The 14,020-nt window shown below is 59.5% G+C and carries 27 protein-coding genes; all 27 read right to left on the bottom strand.

Annotation, left to right across the window (positions count from 1 at the left end; all coding sequences use genetic code 11):
- Nucleotides 1-19 precede the first annotated feature (19 nt).
- Complete coding sequence (locus M3O22_02065) at nucleotides 20-1,030, bottom strand: DNA-directed RNA polymerase subunit alpha (protein ID MDP9195544.1); 1,011 nt, start codon at nucleotides 1,028-1,030, stop codon at nucleotides 20-22.
- A gap of 142 nt (nucleotides 1,031-1,172) precedes the next feature.
- The gene (rpsK, locus tag M3O22_02060) at nucleotides 1,173-1,607 is read right to left on the bottom strand and encodes a 30S ribosomal protein S11 (GenBank protein MDP9195543.1); all 435 of its coding nucleotides are present in this window, start codon (nucleotides 1,605-1,607) and stop codon (nucleotides 1,173-1,175) included.
- A 24-nt stretch (nucleotides 1,608-1,631) separates the two neighbouring features.
- Entirely contained in the window at nucleotides 1,632-2,006 is a 375-nt protein-coding gene (gene rpsM / locus M3O22_02055; GenBank protein ID MDP9195542.1) for a 30S ribosomal protein S13, read from the bottom strand.
- 134 nt (nucleotides 2,007-2,140) lie between these two features.
- Nucleotides 2,141-2,800 (bottom strand): adenylate kinase, encoded by a 660-nt coding sequence (locus M3O22_02050; GenBank protein ID MDP9195541.1) that lies wholly within the window; start codon nucleotides 2,798-2,800, stop codon nucleotides 2,141-2,143.
- Nucleotides 2,797-4,149: a preprotein translocase subunit SecY gene (gene secY / locus M3O22_02045; protein MDP9195540.1), complete on the bottom strand. Its 1,353-nt coding sequence runs from the start codon at nucleotides 4,147-4,149 to the stop codon at nucleotides 2,797-2,799. The genes M3O22_02050 and secY overlap by 4 nt, the downstream gene beginning before the upstream one ends.
- Before the next feature lie 83 nt (nucleotides 4,150-4,232).
- Nucleotides 4,233-4,718, bottom strand: a complete 486-nt coding sequence (gene rplO, locus M3O22_02040; GenBank protein ID MDP9195539.1) for a 50S ribosomal protein L15 — start codon at nucleotides 4,716-4,718, stop codon at nucleotides 4,233-4,235.
- Nucleotides 4,719-4,720: 2 nt separating this feature from the next.
- On the bottom strand, nucleotides 4,721-4,912 hold the full coding sequence (gene rpmD, locus M3O22_02035; protein MDP9195538.1) for a 50S ribosomal protein L30: 192 nt from the start codon (nucleotides 4,910-4,912) through the stop codon (nucleotides 4,721-4,723).
- Nucleotides 4,913-5,061: 149 nt separating this feature from the next.
- Nucleotides 5,062-5,655 (bottom strand): 30S ribosomal protein S5, encoded by a 594-nt coding sequence (rpsE, locus tag M3O22_02030; GenBank protein ID MDP9195537.1) that lies wholly within the window; start codon nucleotides 5,653-5,655, stop codon nucleotides 5,062-5,064.
- An 11-nt stretch (nucleotides 5,656-5,666) separates the two neighbouring features.
- A complete protein-coding gene (gene rplR / locus M3O22_02025; protein ID MDP9195536.1) occupies nucleotides 5,667-6,029 on the bottom strand; it encodes a 50S ribosomal protein L18 in 363 nt (120 codons plus the stop codon).
- 12 nt (nucleotides 6,030-6,041) lie between these two features.
- Nucleotides 6,042-6,578 (bottom strand): 50S ribosomal protein L6, encoded by a 537-nt coding sequence (gene rplF, locus M3O22_02020; protein ID MDP9195535.1) that lies wholly within the window; start codon nucleotides 6,576-6,578, stop codon nucleotides 6,042-6,044.
- Between the two features lie 8 nt (nucleotides 6,579-6,586).
- Nucleotides 6,587-6,979 (bottom strand): 30S ribosomal protein S8, encoded by a 393-nt coding sequence (gene rpsH / locus M3O22_02015; protein MDP9195534.1) that lies wholly within the window; start codon nucleotides 6,977-6,979, stop codon nucleotides 6,587-6,589.
- A gap of 18 nt (nucleotides 6,980-6,997) precedes the next feature.
- The gene (rpsN, locus tag M3O22_02010; protein MDP9195533.1) at nucleotides 6,998-7,303 is read right to left on the bottom strand and encodes a 30S ribosomal protein S14; all 306 of its coding nucleotides are present in this window, start codon (nucleotides 7,301-7,303) and stop codon (nucleotides 6,998-7,000) included.
- Nucleotides 7,304-7,321: 18 nt separating this feature from the next.
- Entirely contained in the window at nucleotides 7,322-7,864 is a 543-nt protein-coding gene (gene rplE / locus M3O22_02005; protein ID MDP9195532.1) for a 50S ribosomal protein L5, read from the bottom strand.
- A gap of 11 nt (nucleotides 7,865-7,875) precedes the next feature.
- Nucleotides 7,876-8,190 (bottom strand): 50S ribosomal protein L24, encoded by a 315-nt coding sequence (gene rplX, locus M3O22_02000; protein ID MDP9195531.1) that lies wholly within the window; start codon nucleotides 8,188-8,190, stop codon nucleotides 7,876-7,878.
- Nucleotides 8,190-8,558 (bottom strand): 50S ribosomal protein L14, encoded by a 369-nt coding sequence (rplN, locus tag M3O22_01995; GenBank protein ID MDP9195530.1) that lies wholly within the window; start codon nucleotides 8,556-8,558, stop codon nucleotides 8,190-8,192. Before rplN ends, rplX begins: the two co-directional genes overlap by 1 nt.
- A gap of 15 nt (nucleotides 8,559-8,573) precedes the next feature.
- Nucleotides 8,574-8,831, bottom strand: a complete 258-nt coding sequence (gene rpsQ / locus M3O22_01990; protein ID MDP9195529.1) for a 30S ribosomal protein S17 — start codon at nucleotides 8,829-8,831, stop codon at nucleotides 8,574-8,576.
- A 3-nt stretch (nucleotides 8,832-8,834) separates the two neighbouring features.
- Nucleotides 8,835-9,050, bottom strand: coding sequence for a 50S ribosomal protein L29 (gene rpmC / locus M3O22_01985; protein ID MDP9195528.1), 216 nt, complete (start codon nucleotides 9,048-9,050; stop codon nucleotides 8,835-8,837).
- Between the two features lie 2 nt (nucleotides 9,051-9,052).
- Nucleotides 9,053-9,472: a 50S ribosomal protein L16 gene (rplP, locus tag M3O22_01980; protein MDP9195527.1), complete on the bottom strand. Its 420-nt coding sequence runs from the start codon at nucleotides 9,470-9,472 to the stop codon at nucleotides 9,053-9,055.
- 15 nt (nucleotides 9,473-9,487) lie between these two features.
- Nucleotides 9,488-10,177: a 30S ribosomal protein S3 gene (rpsC, locus tag M3O22_01975; protein ID MDP9195526.1), complete on the bottom strand. Its 690-nt coding sequence runs from the start codon at nucleotides 10,175-10,177 to the stop codon at nucleotides 9,488-9,490.
- The gene (gene rplV, locus M3O22_01970; GenBank protein ID MDP9195525.1) at nucleotides 10,177-10,572 is read right to left on the bottom strand and encodes a 50S ribosomal protein L22; all 396 of its coding nucleotides are present in this window, start codon (nucleotides 10,570-10,572) and stop codon (nucleotides 10,177-10,179) included. The genes rpsC and rplV overlap by 1 nt, the downstream gene beginning before the upstream one ends.
- 3 nt (nucleotides 10,573-10,575) lie before the next feature.
- Nucleotides 10,576-10,890, bottom strand: a complete 315-nt coding sequence (gene rpsS, locus M3O22_01965; protein MDP9195524.1) for a 30S ribosomal protein S19 — start codon at nucleotides 10,888-10,890, stop codon at nucleotides 10,576-10,578.
- A 12-nt stretch (nucleotides 10,891-10,902) separates the two neighbouring features.
- Nucleotides 10,903-11,730: a 50S ribosomal protein L2 gene (gene rplB / locus M3O22_01960; GenBank protein MDP9195523.1), complete on the bottom strand. Its 828-nt coding sequence runs from the start codon at nucleotides 11,728-11,730 to the stop codon at nucleotides 10,903-10,905.
- Nucleotides 11,731-11,746: 16 nt separating this feature from the next.
- Nucleotides 11,747-12,070, bottom strand: coding sequence for a 50S ribosomal protein L23 (locus M3O22_01955; GenBank protein MDP9195522.1), 324 nt, complete (start codon nucleotides 12,068-12,070; stop codon nucleotides 11,747-11,749).
- Nucleotides 12,071-12,078: 8 nt separating this feature from the next.
- Nucleotides 12,079-12,699 (bottom strand): 50S ribosomal protein L4, encoded by a 621-nt coding sequence (rplD, locus tag M3O22_01950; protein ID MDP9195521.1) that lies wholly within the window; start codon nucleotides 12,697-12,699, stop codon nucleotides 12,079-12,081.
- 5 nt (nucleotides 12,700-12,704) lie between these two features.
- Nucleotides 12,705-13,424 (bottom strand): 50S ribosomal protein L3, encoded by a 720-nt coding sequence (gene rplC, locus M3O22_01945; protein MDP9195520.1) that lies wholly within the window; start codon nucleotides 13,422-13,424, stop codon nucleotides 12,705-12,707.
- A 51-nt stretch (nucleotides 13,425-13,475) separates the two neighbouring features.
- Entirely contained in the window at nucleotides 13,476-13,784 is a 309-nt protein-coding gene (gene rpsJ / locus M3O22_01940; GenBank protein ID MDP9195519.1) for a 30S ribosomal protein S10, read from the bottom strand.
- 101 nt (nucleotides 13,785-13,885) lie between these two features.
- On the bottom strand, nucleotides 13,886-14,020 hold a 135-nt coding region (gene tuf, locus M3O22_01935), incomplete at its 5' end, for an elongation factor Tu (protein ID MDP9195518.1).

Genomic DNA, 14,020 nt, shown 5'->3' with positions numbered 1-14,020 from the left:
CCGCCGGGGCAGTCAGGGTTCAGAAAGGCTCTTCCATTTTCCTGGCCATCTCCTCGATATTCTCGGGCGGCCAGTCGGGAATCTGCATGCCCAGGTGCAGGCCCATGCCGGTCAGGACTTCCTTGATCTCGTTCAGGGATTTCCGGCCGAAATTTGGCGTGCGGAGCATCTCGGCCTCGGTCTTCTGGACCAGATCGCCGATATACACAATGTTGTCGTTCTTCAGGCAGTTGGCCGAACGGACAGACAGTTCCAGCTCGTCCACCTTGCGCAGAAGGTTCCTGTTGAAGGGCAGTTCATCAGCCCGGCGGTCTGCGGCCTGGATGGCTGGCTCCTCGAAATTGATGAAAGCCTGCAGCTGGTCTTGCATGATGCGGGCTGCAAGGGCCACAGCATCTTCCGGCGAGATGGTTCCATCGGTCTCGACTGTCAGGGAGAGTTTGTCATAGTCCGTCACCTGGCCCACACGGGTGTTATCCACCTTGTAGGAGACCTTGCGAACCGGGCTGAACAGGCAGTCCACCGGAATCAGGCCGATGGGCGCATCTTCCGGACGGTTCAGCAATCCGGCCACATAGCCCTTGCCCGTTTTCACAACCATTTCCATGTTCAGGCGGGCGCCCTTGTCCAGGGTGCAGATCACATGGTCCGGATCCATAATCTGGACATCCGGTCCTGTTTCGATGGCAGAAGCCCTGATCTCTCCCGGCCCCTGCACCGACAGGCGCATGCGCCGTGAACCCTCGGCATTTGATTTCAGGGCCAGTCCCTTGATGTTCAGGATCAGGTCTGTCACGTCTTCCCGGACGCCGGGAATCGACGAAAATTCATGCACAACCCCATCCACCTGGATGGAAGCCACAGCGGCCCCCTGCAGGGATGACAGCAGGATCCGGCGCAGGGCATTGCCCAGCGTCAGCCCGAATCCGCGCTCCAGCGGCTCAAGAACGATGGTGGCCACGTTGGGAGAAACCCCGGGCGCAACCTTCCTGGTGGCGTCAATCAGTTCAGTCCAGTTTTTCTGTATCACGACAAACTCCCTTGCCTTGTCCTGTGATGTCCGGATACAGGACCTGTCCTGTACCGGTTCCCGGAAGGGCGGCTCCAATTCGTATTCCTGGTGGCAGGCAGCCAGGAATGTCCCGGAGCAGTCCCTTCGCGGGAAAATACTGTCAGACGCGCCTTTTCTTGCGGGCCCGCACGCCGTTGTGCGGAATGGGCGTCACGTCCCGGATCGAGGAGATCTGGAAGCCCACAGTCTGAAGGGCGCGCAGGGCCGATTCGCGACCGGCACCGGGGCCCTTGACCTCGATTTCCAGATTCTTCACCCCGTGCTCCATGGCCTTGCGGCCAGCGTCTTCTGCGGCCATCTGGGCCGCATAGGGCGTCGACTTGCGCGATCCCTTGAATCCCATGGTGCCGGCTGACGACCAGGAAATCGTGTTTCCCTGCGCATCCGTGATGGTGATGATGGTGTTGTTGAACGGAGCATACACCCTCGCGACTCCGTACGTGATATTTTTGCGCTCACGGCGGCGGACACGGGCAGCGCCGGCAGCAGACGATGTGCCGGTGGCAGCGGGGTTGGTGGCAGCGGGGTTGGCCATGGTTCTTTCCTGTTTCTGGAACGGTTATACGGTTTTCTTCTTGCCGGCGATGGCCTTGGCAGGCCCTTTGCGGGTGCGGGCGTTGGTGTGCGTGCGCTGGCCCCGGACCGGAAGGCCCTTGCGGTGGCGCAGCCCACGATAGCAGGCCATATCCATCAGGCGCTTGATGTTCATGGAAGTCTCACGCCGCAGGTCACCCTCGACCACATGGTCGGCGTCAATGGTCTCGCGGATGCGCAGGACCTCGGCATCGGTCAGCTGGTTCACCCGGCGCTCGTCCGGAATACCCACCTTGTCACAGATCTGCCGGGCCTTTGCAGGGCCGATTCCGGTGATGTACTGCAGTGCAATCAGAACCCTTTTCTGGGTTGGTATGTTGACGCCAGCGATACGGGCCACGTCGATTCTCCTTAAATCACAAAAAATGCAGGGAAGGCCTTTCCCGTCTTCCCGAACCAGAGTCTGCAGTCCAGGGACAGGGCGGCCTTCCGGAAATCCGGAAGCCCGGTAATACAGAACCCCGCCCCCTTAAGTCAAGCCGTTTCACATGCATGGACGATGCGGTCTATCTGGCGGGAAACCTCGTCGATGTCCGCCATACCATCCACTGTCTTCAGAAGCTCCTTCTCCCGGTAAAACGGCAGGATAGGCGCTGTCTGCCTGTTATAGGCCTCAAGGCGGGTCCGGACCGTTTCCGGCCGGTCATCGTCCCTGCGGGAAAATTCGCGGGATCCGCAGCGATCACAGAGTCCCTCCCGCGCCGGCTTCCTGAACCTGTCGTGATAGCCCTCACCGCATTTCGCACAGGAAAACCGGCCAGCAATCCGTTCCACCAGGGCAGACTCATCCACCTGCATCAGGATCACCGCATCCAGGGACAGGGAGCGTCTGGCCAGCATGGCCTGCAGCGCCTCCGCCTGGGCTACCGTTCTGGGAAACCCGTCCAGGATGACGCCCCGGGCACAGTCGGGCTGCAGCAGCCTGTCCTCGATCATGCGGATCATGATGTCGTCGGGAACCAGTTTTCCCTGGTTCATGTACGAGGCTGCCTCACGTCCCAGCGGCGTATTTTTTGCAATCAGGGCACGCAGCATCTCGCCTGTGGACAGCTGCCTGATTCCCAGTTTTTCTTCCAGCCGGCGGGCCTGTGTTCCCTTTCCGGCCCCCGGAGGACCCAGAAGGATCAGGTTCACTCTTTCCTCCCCCTCAGCCGGGATTTCCGGATCAGGCCCTCGTACTGGTGGGCCAGAAGGTGGGAGTGGATCTGGGTCACCGTATCCATGGTCACGGTCACCACGATCAGCAGGCTGGTTCCGCCCAGATAGAAAGGAATGGACGAAAACCGGGAAATAATGAATTCCGGCAGAAGGCACACAAAGGCCAGATAGGCCGCCCCGATCACCGTCAGGCGCGTCAGCAGCCTGTCGAAATAGTCTGCCGTGGTCTTGCCTGGACGGATCCCCGGGACAAACCCGCCGTATTTTTTCAGGTTCTCGGCGGTTTCAGCCGGATTGAATACAATGGCGGTATAGAAAAAGCAGAAAAAGATGATCAGCGCTGCATACAGGACCATATACAGGGGCTGTCCATGACCCAGCCAGGTTGCCACGGTCCGGAGCCAGCCGCTGCCTTCAGCCCCGGCGCCGCTAAACCCCACAATGGTCAGGGGCAGCAGCAGCAGGGAGCTGGCAAAAATCGGTGGAATCACGCCCGCCGTGTTCAGCTTGAGTGGAAGATGGGACGATTCGCCCCCATACATGCGGTTGCCCACCTGCCTTTTGGGATACTGCACCAGGACGCGGCGCTGGGCCCGCTCCATGAACACCACGAACATGATGATAGCCATCGCCATGACCATGATTCCCAGAATCAGGAATGTGGACAGGGTTCCTGTCCTGCCCAGCTCGAAAATGGCCGCAAGGGAATGGGGCAGGCCTGCCACGATACCGGCGAAGATGATCAGGGAAATGCCGTTGCCGATTCCGCGGGCCGTGATCTGTTCCCCCAGCCACATCAGGAACATGGTGCCGCCCACCAGGGTAATGACGGTGGAAGCCTGGAAAAACAGACCGGAATTCACAACAACAGGAACGCCGCCGGCATCCATGGACTGCAGCCCCATGGCAACCCCCCAGGCCTGCATGGTCGCCAGAAGGACTGTCAGGACACGGGTGTACTGGTTCAGTTTCTTGCGTCCGCCCTCCCCCTCCTTTTTCAGCTGGTCAAGGGCAGGCACAAGGGCCGCCAGAAGCTGGACAATGATGGACGCCGAGATATACGGCATGATGTTCAGGGCCAGAATGGTCATGCGCGAGATGGCGCCACCCGAGAACATGTTGATCAGGTCCAGGATCCCGCCGCCCCGGGCCGTGAAAAAATCAGCAAAGGCAGCAATATTGACGCCCGGAAGGGGAATATAGGTGCCAAGACGATAGACGATCAGGGCCCCCAGGGTAAACCAGATGCGCCGCTTCAGCTCGGTGGCCTTTGAGAAGGCTCCCAGATTGATGTTGGCAGCAAACTGTTCGGCCACAGATGCCATGACTTGCCCCTTTGTCTGCGCTGACAGGAAAACCCGCGGCAGGGATCCGGACCAGGACGGCCCGCCCCCTGCGCAGGTTCATGTCATGCCTTTTGTCCTGCCTCCGCCGCAGGCTGGTTCAGTGTCACCTTTCCGCCGGCCTTTTCCACCATCTGTATGGCAGAAGCCGATGCGCCGTCCACCACCAGGGAGATTTTTGCCTTCAGTTCTCCCTTGCCCAGAAGACGGATCCCGTCCCGGGCCGGCCGGACCAGACCGGCCTTTTCCAGGGTTTCTGCCGTCAGGGGCTGTGACACGCTGAGCGTACCGGCATCAATGGCTTTCTGGATAGCACCCACATTGATGAGGCCATACTGCTTTTTGAAGATGTTGTTGAACCCGCGCTTGGGCAGACGACGCTGCAGGGGCATCTGGCCCCCTTCAAAGCCCTTGATGGACACGCCGGTGCGGGCCTTCTGGCCCTTTACGCCACGGCCGGAGGTCTTGCCCTTGCCCGAACCGATACCCCGTCCCACACGCATGCGCTTTTTGCGGGCGCCGGGATTGTCACGCAATTCATTGAGTTTCATGGTTACTGCTCCCCACCCTGTCCGTCACTGCCCACACGCACAAGGTGCCTGACTTTTGTGATCATGCCCCGGACTGACGGTGTGTCTTCCAGCTGGCGCGTCCGGCCCAGCTTGTTAAGGCCCAGACCCACGAGAGTATCCCTCTGGGATTTGTGGCGCCCGATGGGGCTGGCAATCTGTGTAATCACCAGCAGGCCGCCCTTGTGTTCTTTTTTCGCAGGGGCAGCAGCAGCCTTCACCGGCTTCGCGGCTTTCATTGTCTTTTCAGGCGCAGCCGGTTTTGCTTTTGCAGCAGCCGGCTTTTTCGCGGCAGGAGACGTTTTTTTCTTTTCTGTTTCAGCCATCACGCCACCTCTTTTGCATCATTCGCATCAGCAGCTGCGGCATCCTTGTCCTTGCGGCCCAGGATATCATTCACCCGCTTGCCACGACGGACCGCCACAGAACGGGGACTGACCATCCTTGCAAGCCCGTCCAGGGTTGCCTTGATCATGTTGTGCGGATTGGATGTGCCCACAGACTTGGCTACCACATCCTGGATCCCCAGAGCCTCGAAAATGGCGCGCATCGGACCACCGGCAATGATACCGGTACCTGCGGGGGCTGATCTCAGGACTACACGGCCTGAACCGTAATGACCTTCGATGTCGTGATGAATGGTCCGGCCTTCGCGCAGCGGCACGCGGATCATCGCGCGCTTTGCCTGCTCGGTAGCTTTCCGGACAGCCTCGGGGACTTCGCGGGCCTTTCCGGCGCCTACGCCGACCTTGCCCTTGCCGTCGCCTACGACCACGACAGCAGCAAAGCCGAAGCGCCGGCCGCCCTTGACGACCTTGGCGACGCGGTTGATATCAACCAGCTTTTCGATCAGCTCTGATTCCTCGCGGTCGCGGGGAGCCCGGTCACGCTGGCGTTCGGTTCTTTCAGCTTTTGCCATGTATCATTTCCTCAGAACAGAAGTCCGCCTTCACGGGCGCCTTCGGCCAGGGCTTTCACCCGGCCATGGAACAGATAGCCCCCGCGGTCAAACACAACAGTGTCGATTCCGGCGGCCTTTGCCTTTTTTGCCAGAAGAAGCCCCGCAACCTTCGCCGCGTCAGCATTGGACGGGGATTTCAGGGATGGCCTGAGATCCTTGTCCAGGGTGGATACTGCGGCCATTGTATGGCCTTTGGCATCATCAATGATCTGGGCATAGATGTGCTGTGCGGAGCGGAAAACAGACAGGCGCAGCCTGCCGGTTGCCTTTTTCCGGATCTGGAAACGAACCCGCTGGCGGCGGCGTTCAAGAAGTTGTCTGACAGTTTTCATCTCATGACCCCGTTATTTCTTCTTGCCTTCCTTGCGCAGGATGACTTCATTGTCATACTTGATGCCCTTGCCCTTGTAGGGTTCAGGCTTTTTCAGACCGCGGATTTCCGCCGCAACCTGACCGACGCGCTGACGGTCAGCACCACTGATCGTGATGTTGGTCGGTTTGTCTGCCTTGATGGTGATCCCGGCAGGAATGTGATATTTGACCTCGTGGCTGAAGCCCAGCTGAAGGACAAGGTCCTTCCCTTGGACAGCCGCGCGGAAACCTACGCCGTTGATTTCCAGGGACGTGGAGAATCCTTCACTGACACCCTTGACCATATTGGCCACAAGAGTCCTGTTTGTGCCCCACGCCTGCCGTGCGCGCTCGTTGTCATTGTCGCGCGGCAGGATGACAATCTTCCCCTGATCCAGAACAACAGACAGGTCATCGGGAAGGGCCAGTTTCAGCTCACCCAGCTTTCCCTTCACCGACACGACCTGTTTGTTGACGGTCGCCGTGACCCCGGAAGGAACAACAACAGGATGTTTTCCGATACGTGACATGGTTCCCCCTAGAATACCTGGCACAGAAGCTCGCCACCGACATTCTCGGTGCGGGCCTCGCTGTCCGACATGACCCCGCGGGGTGTGGACAGGATGGAAATCCCCAGTCCGTTGTAGAAACGGGGAAGTTCCCTGATTTTCATATAGACGCGCCGTCCGGGCGTGGACACCCGGTTGATCTCGCGGATCGCAGGCTCGCCCTCGTGGTACTTGAGCTCGATGTTGAGAACATGCACGCCGGGACGCTCTTCCGTCTGCGTATAGCCGCGGATATAGCCTTCCCGCTGCAGCACATCCAGAACGCGCGCCCGCAGGCCGGAAGCCGGCGCGGCAACAGCCGGGCGCCGGGCGCTCTGGCCGTTGCGGATGCGGGTCAGCATATCACCCAGTGGATCGGTCATCATGTCTGTGATCCTCCCTTACCAGCTGGCCTTGACGACGCCCGGAATCAGCCCCTTTGAGGCCAGTTCGCGGAACGCCATCCGGGACAGCCGGAATTTTCTGTAGACAGCCCTGGGACGTCCGGTCAGGGCACAACGGTTCCTGATGCGGGTCCGGCTGGAGTTACGCGGCAGGCTGGCCAGCTGCAGGCCGGCGGCAAAACGCTCTTCCATCGGAAGGGAGCGATCGCCCGTAATGGCCTTCAGCTTCTGGCGCCTTGCGGCATACCTCTGCGCCAGCCGTGTGCGGCGGTTGTTTTTTTCGATTGAACTTGTCTTGGCCATGTCTGTTTTCCTCGCCGCTCAGTCCCGGAACGGCATTTCAAAGTGACGGAGAAGCGCCCGGGCTTCCTCGTCGGTTTTTGCCGTGGTTACAAAAATAATGTCCATACCCCGAACCTCATCAATCGCGTCATAGCTGATTTCCGGGAACACAAGCTGTTCTTTCAGACCCATGGCATAGTTACCGCGGCCATCAAAACTTTTGCCCGAAATCCCGCGGAAGTCGCGGACCCGGGGCAGTGCGATGTTCACCAGGCGGTCCATGAATTCGTACATCCGGTCCCGGCGCAGGGTCACCTTGCATCCCAGGGGCATGTTGTCACGGACCTTGAACTGGGCGATCGACTTGCGGGCCTTTGTGACAACCGGCTTCTGGCCTGTGATGGCCGCCATGTCTGCCGCGGCAGACTGGATCTTGCGGGTATCTGTCGTTGTCTCGCCCACACCCATGTTGACCACGATCTTTTCCAGACGCGGTACCTGCATGATGTTGCCATAACCGAACTGCTTCATCAGCGCCGGCACAGCCACCTTCCTGTAATGTTCCTGCAATCTTGCAGCCATAACGCCCTCTGCTATTCGATAATTTCGCCGGAGGATTTTGCAACACGGACCTTGCGGCCGTCTTCCAGAATCCTGAAGCCGATGCGGGTGGGCTTGCCGGTTTTCGGGTCGGCGAAAGCCACGTTCGAGATGTGGATGGAGGCCTCTTTCTCCACGACCCCGGCCTGGCGGGCCGGCGTGGCCTTCTGGTGGCGCTTTACCAGCGCAACACCCTTGACCACCACCCTGTCTTCCTTCGGCAGAACCTGCAGGACCTCGCCGGTCTTGCCCCTGTCCTTTCCTGTCAGGACAACAACCCTGTCATTTTTCCTGATTCGCGCAGCCATCATACCACCTCTTCTGCCAGCGAAATAATTTTCATGAAGCCGGTGGACCGCAGCTCGCGGGTCACGGGGCCGAAAATACGGGTCCCGATCGGCTCGCCCTGGGCGTTGATCAGAACGGCAGCGTTTGTATCAAAGCGGATTGCGGTACCGTCCGGGCGATAGAATTCCTTTGCTGTACGAACGATGACAGCCTTGTGGACCTCGCCCTTTTTCACGCGTCCCCGGGGAATCGCATCCTTGACGGAAACCACAATCACATCACCGATTGAGGCGTTCTTCCGTTTGGATCCCCCCAGCACCTTGATGCACTGCACCCGGCGGGCCCCGCTGTTGTCGGCCACATCCAGGCTGGTTTGCATCTGGATCATTTCACTCTCCCCTGATCAGGACCTGCCGGCTTCAGCGGCAGTATCATCGGTCACAACAACCCAGCGTTTCGTTTTCGAGATGGGTCGATTCTCGCAGATGGTTACCACATCGCCGGTCTTGAAGCGATTGTGTTCATCATGGGCGGCATATTTTTTCGACTGGCGAATGAACTTCTTGTAGACGGGGTGCATAACGCGACGCTCCACAAGGACTGTCACAGTCTTGTCGTTTTTGTCACTCACCACCGTGCCTGTAAGCTGACGACGCGGCATACGCTATTTCCCTTTCCGTGATGGCGTGGCGCTGTTCTGGCGCTCACCCAGTATGGTTTTGATCCGCGCGATCGTCTTCCTGACGGTTCCGATCCGCGCCGTTCCCTCGTTCTGTCCCATGGCCCCGCGAAAGCGCAGGTTGAACTGTTCCTGGCGCAGTGACGTGAGCTGGCCTGCCAGCTCGTCATCGGTCTTTGTGCGCAATTCTGCTGTTTTCATGGTCAGCTCCCCTCACCCGGCCGGGTCACGATCCGGGTCTTGATTGGCAGTTTTGCCGCAGCCAGTGCAAAGGCTTCCTGGGCAATCACTGCAGAAACACCGTCCAGCTCGAACATGATGCGGCCGGGATGGACGCGGCAAGCCCAGTATTCAGGCGATCCCTTGCCCGAACCCATGCGGACTTCGGCCGGTTTGATACTGACAGGCAGATCCGGGAAAATGCGGATCCACACACGGCCCTGGCGCTTGATGTGGCGCGTGATGGCCCGGCGGGCCGCCTCGATCTGGCGGGCAGTCACGCGGGCCGGCTCGATGGCCTTCAGGCCATAGGACCCGAAATTGAGCAATGTGCCTGCCTTGGCTGTCCCGCGGATACGCCCCTTATGAGCCTTGCGGAATTTTGTGCGTTTTGGACTCAGCATGGTTTCTGCCTCATATCAGGATCTGGCCGCAACAGAGCTTCCCTCTGTCGCGCGCTTTTCCTGGGCTGACGGATCATGGGCCAAGATTTCGCCCTTGTAGATCCAGACCTTCACACCACAGGTTCCATAGGTTGTCTTTGCCGTAGCAACACCGTAATCCAGATCGGCCCGCAGGGTATGCAGGGGAACCCGCCCCTCGCGGTACCACTCAATACGGGCGATTTCAGCACCGCCCAGACGGCCGCTGCAGTTGATCCGGATGCCCTGGGCACCCAGGCGCATGGCAGACTGGACCGCCCGCTTCATGGCGCGCCGGAAGGCCACACGGCGTTCCAGCTGGCTTGCGATGTTTTCCGCCACCAGCTTTGCATCGATTTCCGGCTTGCGGATCTCGATCAGGTTCAGGGTGATCTCGCCGCCCGTCATCTTCGCAATCTCACCGCGCAGCTTGTCAATATCCGCGCCCTTTTTGCCGATGACCACACCGGGACGGGCCGCATGGATCGTGATATGAATCCTGTTTTTTGCCGGACGCTCGATGATGATGCGGCTGACGCCGGCCTGGCGGATTTTGTCCTGGATGAAATCCCGGATCTTCACGTCATCCAGCAGGAATTTTCCGAATTCCTTTTTTGAATACCAGCGGCTGTCGGGCATACGGTTAATGCCAAGGCGCAGGGATATCGGATTGACTTTCTGTCCCATCAGGCTTTCTCCCCGGTTGCGGTTTCCTGACGTTCACGGACAACCACGGTCAGATGACTGTAAGGTTTTTCAATGCTGCTGGAACGTCCGCGGGCCCGGGCATGGAAGCGCTTCATCACGAACGCGCGGCCCACATGGGCTTCTGTTACGTACAGGCGATCCACATCCAGCTGGTGGTTGTTCTCGGCATTGGCGATCGCGGATTCCAGAACCTTTTTCACTTCCAGGGCAATCCTGCGGGGTGAAAAGGCCAGATCAGCCAGTGCTGTCGAGGCTTTCTTGCCGCGGATCAGTCCTGCCACCAGGTTCAGCTTCCGGGGGCTGGTGCGTATGACCCTTCCAACAGCCTTGGCTTCCTCGTCTGAAAGCCGCCTTGGGGATTTCGGCTTGCCCATGGCTTACTCCTTCTTTGAGGCCGCTGCCGGCGCTGCTGTTGTCGTGGTTGCGGCTTTCCTGTCACCGGAATGGCCGTTGAATGTGCGGGTGGGAGCAAACTCTCCCAGCTTGTGGCCGATCATGCTCTCCGTCACTAGGACGGGCAGGAACTTGTGGCCGTTGTAAACGCCAAAAGTCAGACTAACGAACATGGGCATGATGGTGGAGCGGCGCGACCATGTCTTGATGATCTCGTTGCGCCCGCTGTTCTTGGCCTTTTCTGCCTTTTTCAGCAGATAGCCATCAACAAACGGCCCTTTCCATACTGAACGTGCCACGATACGGCTCCCTTACTTCTTGCGACGGTCACGCAGGATCATGCGATCCGTGCGCTTGTTGTTGCGTGTTTTCTTTCCCTTGGTCGGCTTGCCCCAGGGCGTCACAGGATGACGGCCACCCGCTGACTTGCCCTCACCGCCCCCGAGGGGATGGTCAACAGGGTTCATGGCCACACCGCGCACGCAGGGACGGATCCCCAGCCACCGCGAGCGGCCGGCCTTGGCAATCACCACGTTCAGCTGGTCCGGATTGGACACAGCGCCGATGGTGGCCATGCATTCGGCCCGGACCATGCGCACCTCACCCGAGGGCATTTTCAGCTGGGCATATCCCTGGTCGCGGCCCACCACCTGGACATAGGACCCGGCCGAGCGGGCCATCTGGCCGCCCTTGCCCGGCTTCATTTCCACATTGTGGACGATGGTACCCACCGGAATGTTTTTCAGGGGCATGGCGTTGCCGGGCTTTACGTCCACACGCTCGCCCGAGACAACCACATCACCGGCCCTCAGTCTCTGGGGCGCCAGGATGTAGGACAGCTGCCCGGTTTTATAGCGGATCAGGGCGATAAAGGCTGTCCTGTTGGGATCATATTCCAGACGCTCGACCGTGGCCGGAACATCGAACTGGCGGCGCTTGAAGTCCACCAGACGGTACGATTTTTTATGCCCACCGCCAACGCGGAACGCTGTCAGACGGCCCATGTTGTTGCGGCCGCCGCTCTTCGACAGACCCACGGTCAGCGCCTTGACGGGCTTTCCCTTCCATAATTCGGAACGGTCAACCTGGACCAGCTGCCGGGTCGAGGGGGTCAGGGGATTGAAGGTTTTCAGTGCCATTGGTTATTCCTCCCCCTTACTGGATGCCAGCTGTGAAATCGATCTGGCTGCCTTCCGCCAGGGTCACGATGGCCTTTTTCACGTCCGCACGACGATAGGTCTTGCCCCGGGAACGCTTGGTCTTGCCCTTGGCCACCAGCGTGTTGACCGCCTTGACCTTGACGCTGAACAGTTTTTCCACTGCAGCCTTGATCTGTGGCTTTGTGGCATCCTGCCGCACCTGGAAAACCACCTGGTTGTTCTGCGAGATCAGGGTGGTCTTTTCCGTAATCAGGGGCTTGCGGATGATGGTGTACATCCACTCTGCAGCGGTTTCTGCCTCTGCCTTTTCTGCTTTCATGGCCTTGTTCATTTCAGTCGCGCCTCAAGCTGCTCGATGGCGTTGCGCGTCAGAACCAGCATGTCCCGCCGCAGGATGTCATACACATTCGCGCCCTGTTCGGGCAGCACGTGGATCATGGGCAGGTTGCCGGACGCACGGACAAAGTTTTCATCCAGATTGGCCCCGTCAATCACCAGGGCGGATTCAAGTCCTAGAGTCTTGAACTTCGCTGCCAGATCCTTCGTTTTGTGCGACCCTGTGCGGGCCGCATCCAGAACCAGCAGCTTGCCTTCTGCCGCCTTGACTGACAGCGCCGTTTTCAGGGCCAGTCTGCGGATCTTTTTGGGAAGATCGGTGGCATGGCTGCGCACAACGGGTCCGAAAATCACCGCGCCGCCGCGGAACTGGGGAGAGCGCAGCGACCCTGCACGGGCCCGGCCTGTTCCCTTCTGCTTCCAGGGCTTGCGGGTTGTACCGCTGATCTCGCTGACACCCTTGGTCTTGTGGTTGCCGGAGCGGCGTTTGGCCAGCTGCCACACAACCATGCGATGCAGAATGTCCTTGCGGGCAGGCAGGGCGAAGATTTCGTCATTCAGGTCAATCTCGCCCACGACCTTGTTGTCCAGATTTTTTACAGAAATTTTCATGACCGTCAGCCCTTCTGTTCTTCAGCTGCAGGCGCGGACGCGACTTCCGGAGCGGCTTTTACGGCCGCAGGAACCGGCGCTTCCTTCGGACGGGGCTTCTTGACCGCATCCCGGACCAGGACCCAGGAACCCGACGCTCCGGGCACTGCACCCCGGATCAGGATCAGACCCTGCTCTGCATCCACGGAAACAACCTTCAGATTCTGGGTTGTCACCCTCTCGTTACCCAGATGGCCGGCCATCTTCTTGTTCTTGAAGACGCGGCCGGGATCCTGGCGCTGACCTGTAGAACCATGGGAGCGGTGGGACAGCGAAACACCGTGGGTGGCGCGCAGACCGCCGAAATTCCAGCGCTTCATCGCACCGGCAAAGCCCTTGCCGATGGTGGTGCCGGTGACGTCCACGAACTGGCCGGTCACAAAATGGTCCACGGTGACTTCCGCACCCGGATCCAGCAGCATGTCCGCAGAAACCCGGAATTCCACCAGCTTTCTTTTCGGCTCGACTCCGGCCTTTGCAAAGTGGCCGCGCATGGCTTCGGTCGTGTTCTTGACCTTTGCCTTGCCCACGCCCAGCTGGACGGCATCATAGCCGTTCTTTTCCCCGGTCATCCGGGCCACAACCTGGCAATGCTCAACCTTCAGCACTGTTACAGGAACGTGCTGCCCCTCGTCCGTAAAGACCCGGGTCATTCCCACTTTCTGTGCGACCAGTCCGGTCCGCATTTGACTTCTCCATTCTCAAGGGACGTCCACAAGGGAGAGGTCCCCACCTTTTCAGGCTCTGATCTCCACGTCCACACCTGATGCCAGGTCCAGTTTCATCAACGCATCCACTGTCTGCGGCGTCGGGTCGATGATATCCAGCAGGCGCATGTGCGTCCGGATCTCGAACTGCTCGCGGGATTTCTTGTCCACATGGGGCGAGCGGTTGACTGTGAACCGCTGTGTCCGTGTGGGCAGGGGAATCGGGCCGCGAACCTGCGCCCCTGTCCTGCGCGCCGTATCCAGAATCTCCCTGGCGGAATTGTCCAGAATACGATGGTCAAAGGCCTTCAACCGGATCCTGATCTTCTGAGTCTGCATTACTTTTCACCCTGATAAGGTCGGCGAAACTAGCGTCTATCCGTCCCGCATGCAATCAAAAAACAGGACCATCCGCCGGACGGTCCTGTCGTCCTTCACCCCTACTTCACAATCTTCGCCACGACTCCGGCTCCTACGGTGCGGCCACCTTCGCGGATGGCGAAACGGAGGCCTTCGTCCATGGCGATGGGGGCGATGAGTTCGACGTCGACGGAGACGTTGTCACCGGGCATGAC

The sequence above is a fragment of the Pseudomonadota bacterium genome (assembly GCA_030775045.1).
Taxonomy (GTDB): domain Bacteria; phylum Pseudomonadota; class Alphaproteobacteria; order JALYJY01; family JALYJY01; genus JALYJY01.
This window is presented reverse-complemented; position numbering and strand designations above follow the sequence as displayed.

Bases quoted from the DNA above. Each gene is read 5' to 3' on its own strand.
- rplX (MDP9195531.1), bottom strand. From the start codon at position 8,190: ATGGCTGCGCGAATCAGGAAAAATGACAGGGTTGTTGTCCTGACAGGA.
- rplD (MDP9195521.1), bottom strand. From the start codon at position 12,699: ATGAAAATTTCTGTAAAAAATCTGGACAACAAGGTCGTGGGCGAGATT.
- rplB (MDP9195523.1), bottom strand. From the start codon at position 11,730: ATGGCACTGAAAACCTTCAATCCCCTGACCCCCTCGACCCGGCAGCTG.
- rplP (MDP9195527.1), bottom strand. From the start codon at position 9,472: ATGCTGAGTCCAAAACGCACAAAATTCCGCAAGGCTCATAAGGGGCGT.
- rpmC (MDP9195528.1), bottom strand. From the start codon at position 9,050: ATGAAAACAGCAGAATTGCGCACAAAGACCGATGACGAGCTGGCAGGC.
- rplV (MDP9195525.1), bottom strand. From the start codon at position 10,572: ATGGGCAAGCCGAAATCCCCAAGGCGGCTTTCAGACGAGGAAGCCAAG.
- M3O22_01955 (MDP9195522.1), bottom strand. From the start codon at position 12,070: ATGAAAGCAGAAAAGGCAGAGGCAGAAACCGCTGCAGAGTGGATGTAC.
- rplF (MDP9195535.1), bottom strand. From the start codon at position 6,578: ATGTCACGTATCGGAAAACATCCTGTTGTTGTTCCTTCCGGGGTCACG.
- rpsN (MDP9195533.1), bottom strand. From the start codon at position 7,303: ATGGCCAAGACAAGTTCAATCGAAAAAAACAACCGCCGCACACGGCTG.
- rpsH (MDP9195534.1), bottom strand. From the start codon at position 6,979: ATGACCGATCCACTGGGTGATATGCTGACCCGCATCCGCAACGGCCAG.
- rplO (MDP9195539.1), bottom strand. From the start codon at position 4,718: ATGAAACTCAATGAATTGCGTGACAATCCCGGCGCCCGCAAAAAGCGC.
- rplE (MDP9195532.1), bottom strand. From the start codon at position 7,864: ATGGCTGCAAGATTGCAGGAACATTACAGGAAGGTGGCTGTGCCGGCG.
- rplC (MDP9195520.1), bottom strand. From the start codon at position 13,424: ATGCGGACCGGACTGGTCGCACAGAAAGTGGGAATGACCCGGGTCTTT.
- rpsK (MDP9195543.1), bottom strand. From the start codon at position 1,607: ATGGCCAACCCCGCTGCCACCAACCCCGCTGCCACCGGCACATCGTCT.
- rpsE (MDP9195537.1), bottom strand. From the start codon at position 5,655: ATGGCAAAAGCTGAAAGAACCGAACGCCAGCGTGACCGGGCTCCCCGC.
- rpsJ (MDP9195519.1), bottom strand. From the start codon at position 13,784: ATGCAGACTCAGAAGATCAGGATCCGGTTGAAGGCCTTTGACCATCGT.
- rplR (MDP9195536.1), bottom strand. From the start codon at position 6,029: ATGAAAACTGTCAGACAACTTCTTGAACGCCGCCGCCAGCGGGTTCGT.
- rpsQ (MDP9195529.1), bottom strand. From the start codon at position 8,831: ATGCCGCGTCGTCAGCTTACAGGCACGGTGGTGAGTGACAAAAACGAC.
- secY (MDP9195540.1), bottom strand. From the start codon at position 4,149: ATGGCATCTGTGGCCGAACAGTTTGCTGCCAACATCAATCTGGGAGCC.
- rplN (MDP9195530.1), bottom strand. From the start codon at position 8,558: ATGATCCAGATGCAAACCAGCCTGGATGTGGCCGACAACAGCGGGGCC.
- rpsC (MDP9195526.1), bottom strand. From the start codon at position 10,177: ATGGGACAGAAAGTCAATCCGATATCCCTGCGCCTTGGCATTAACCGT.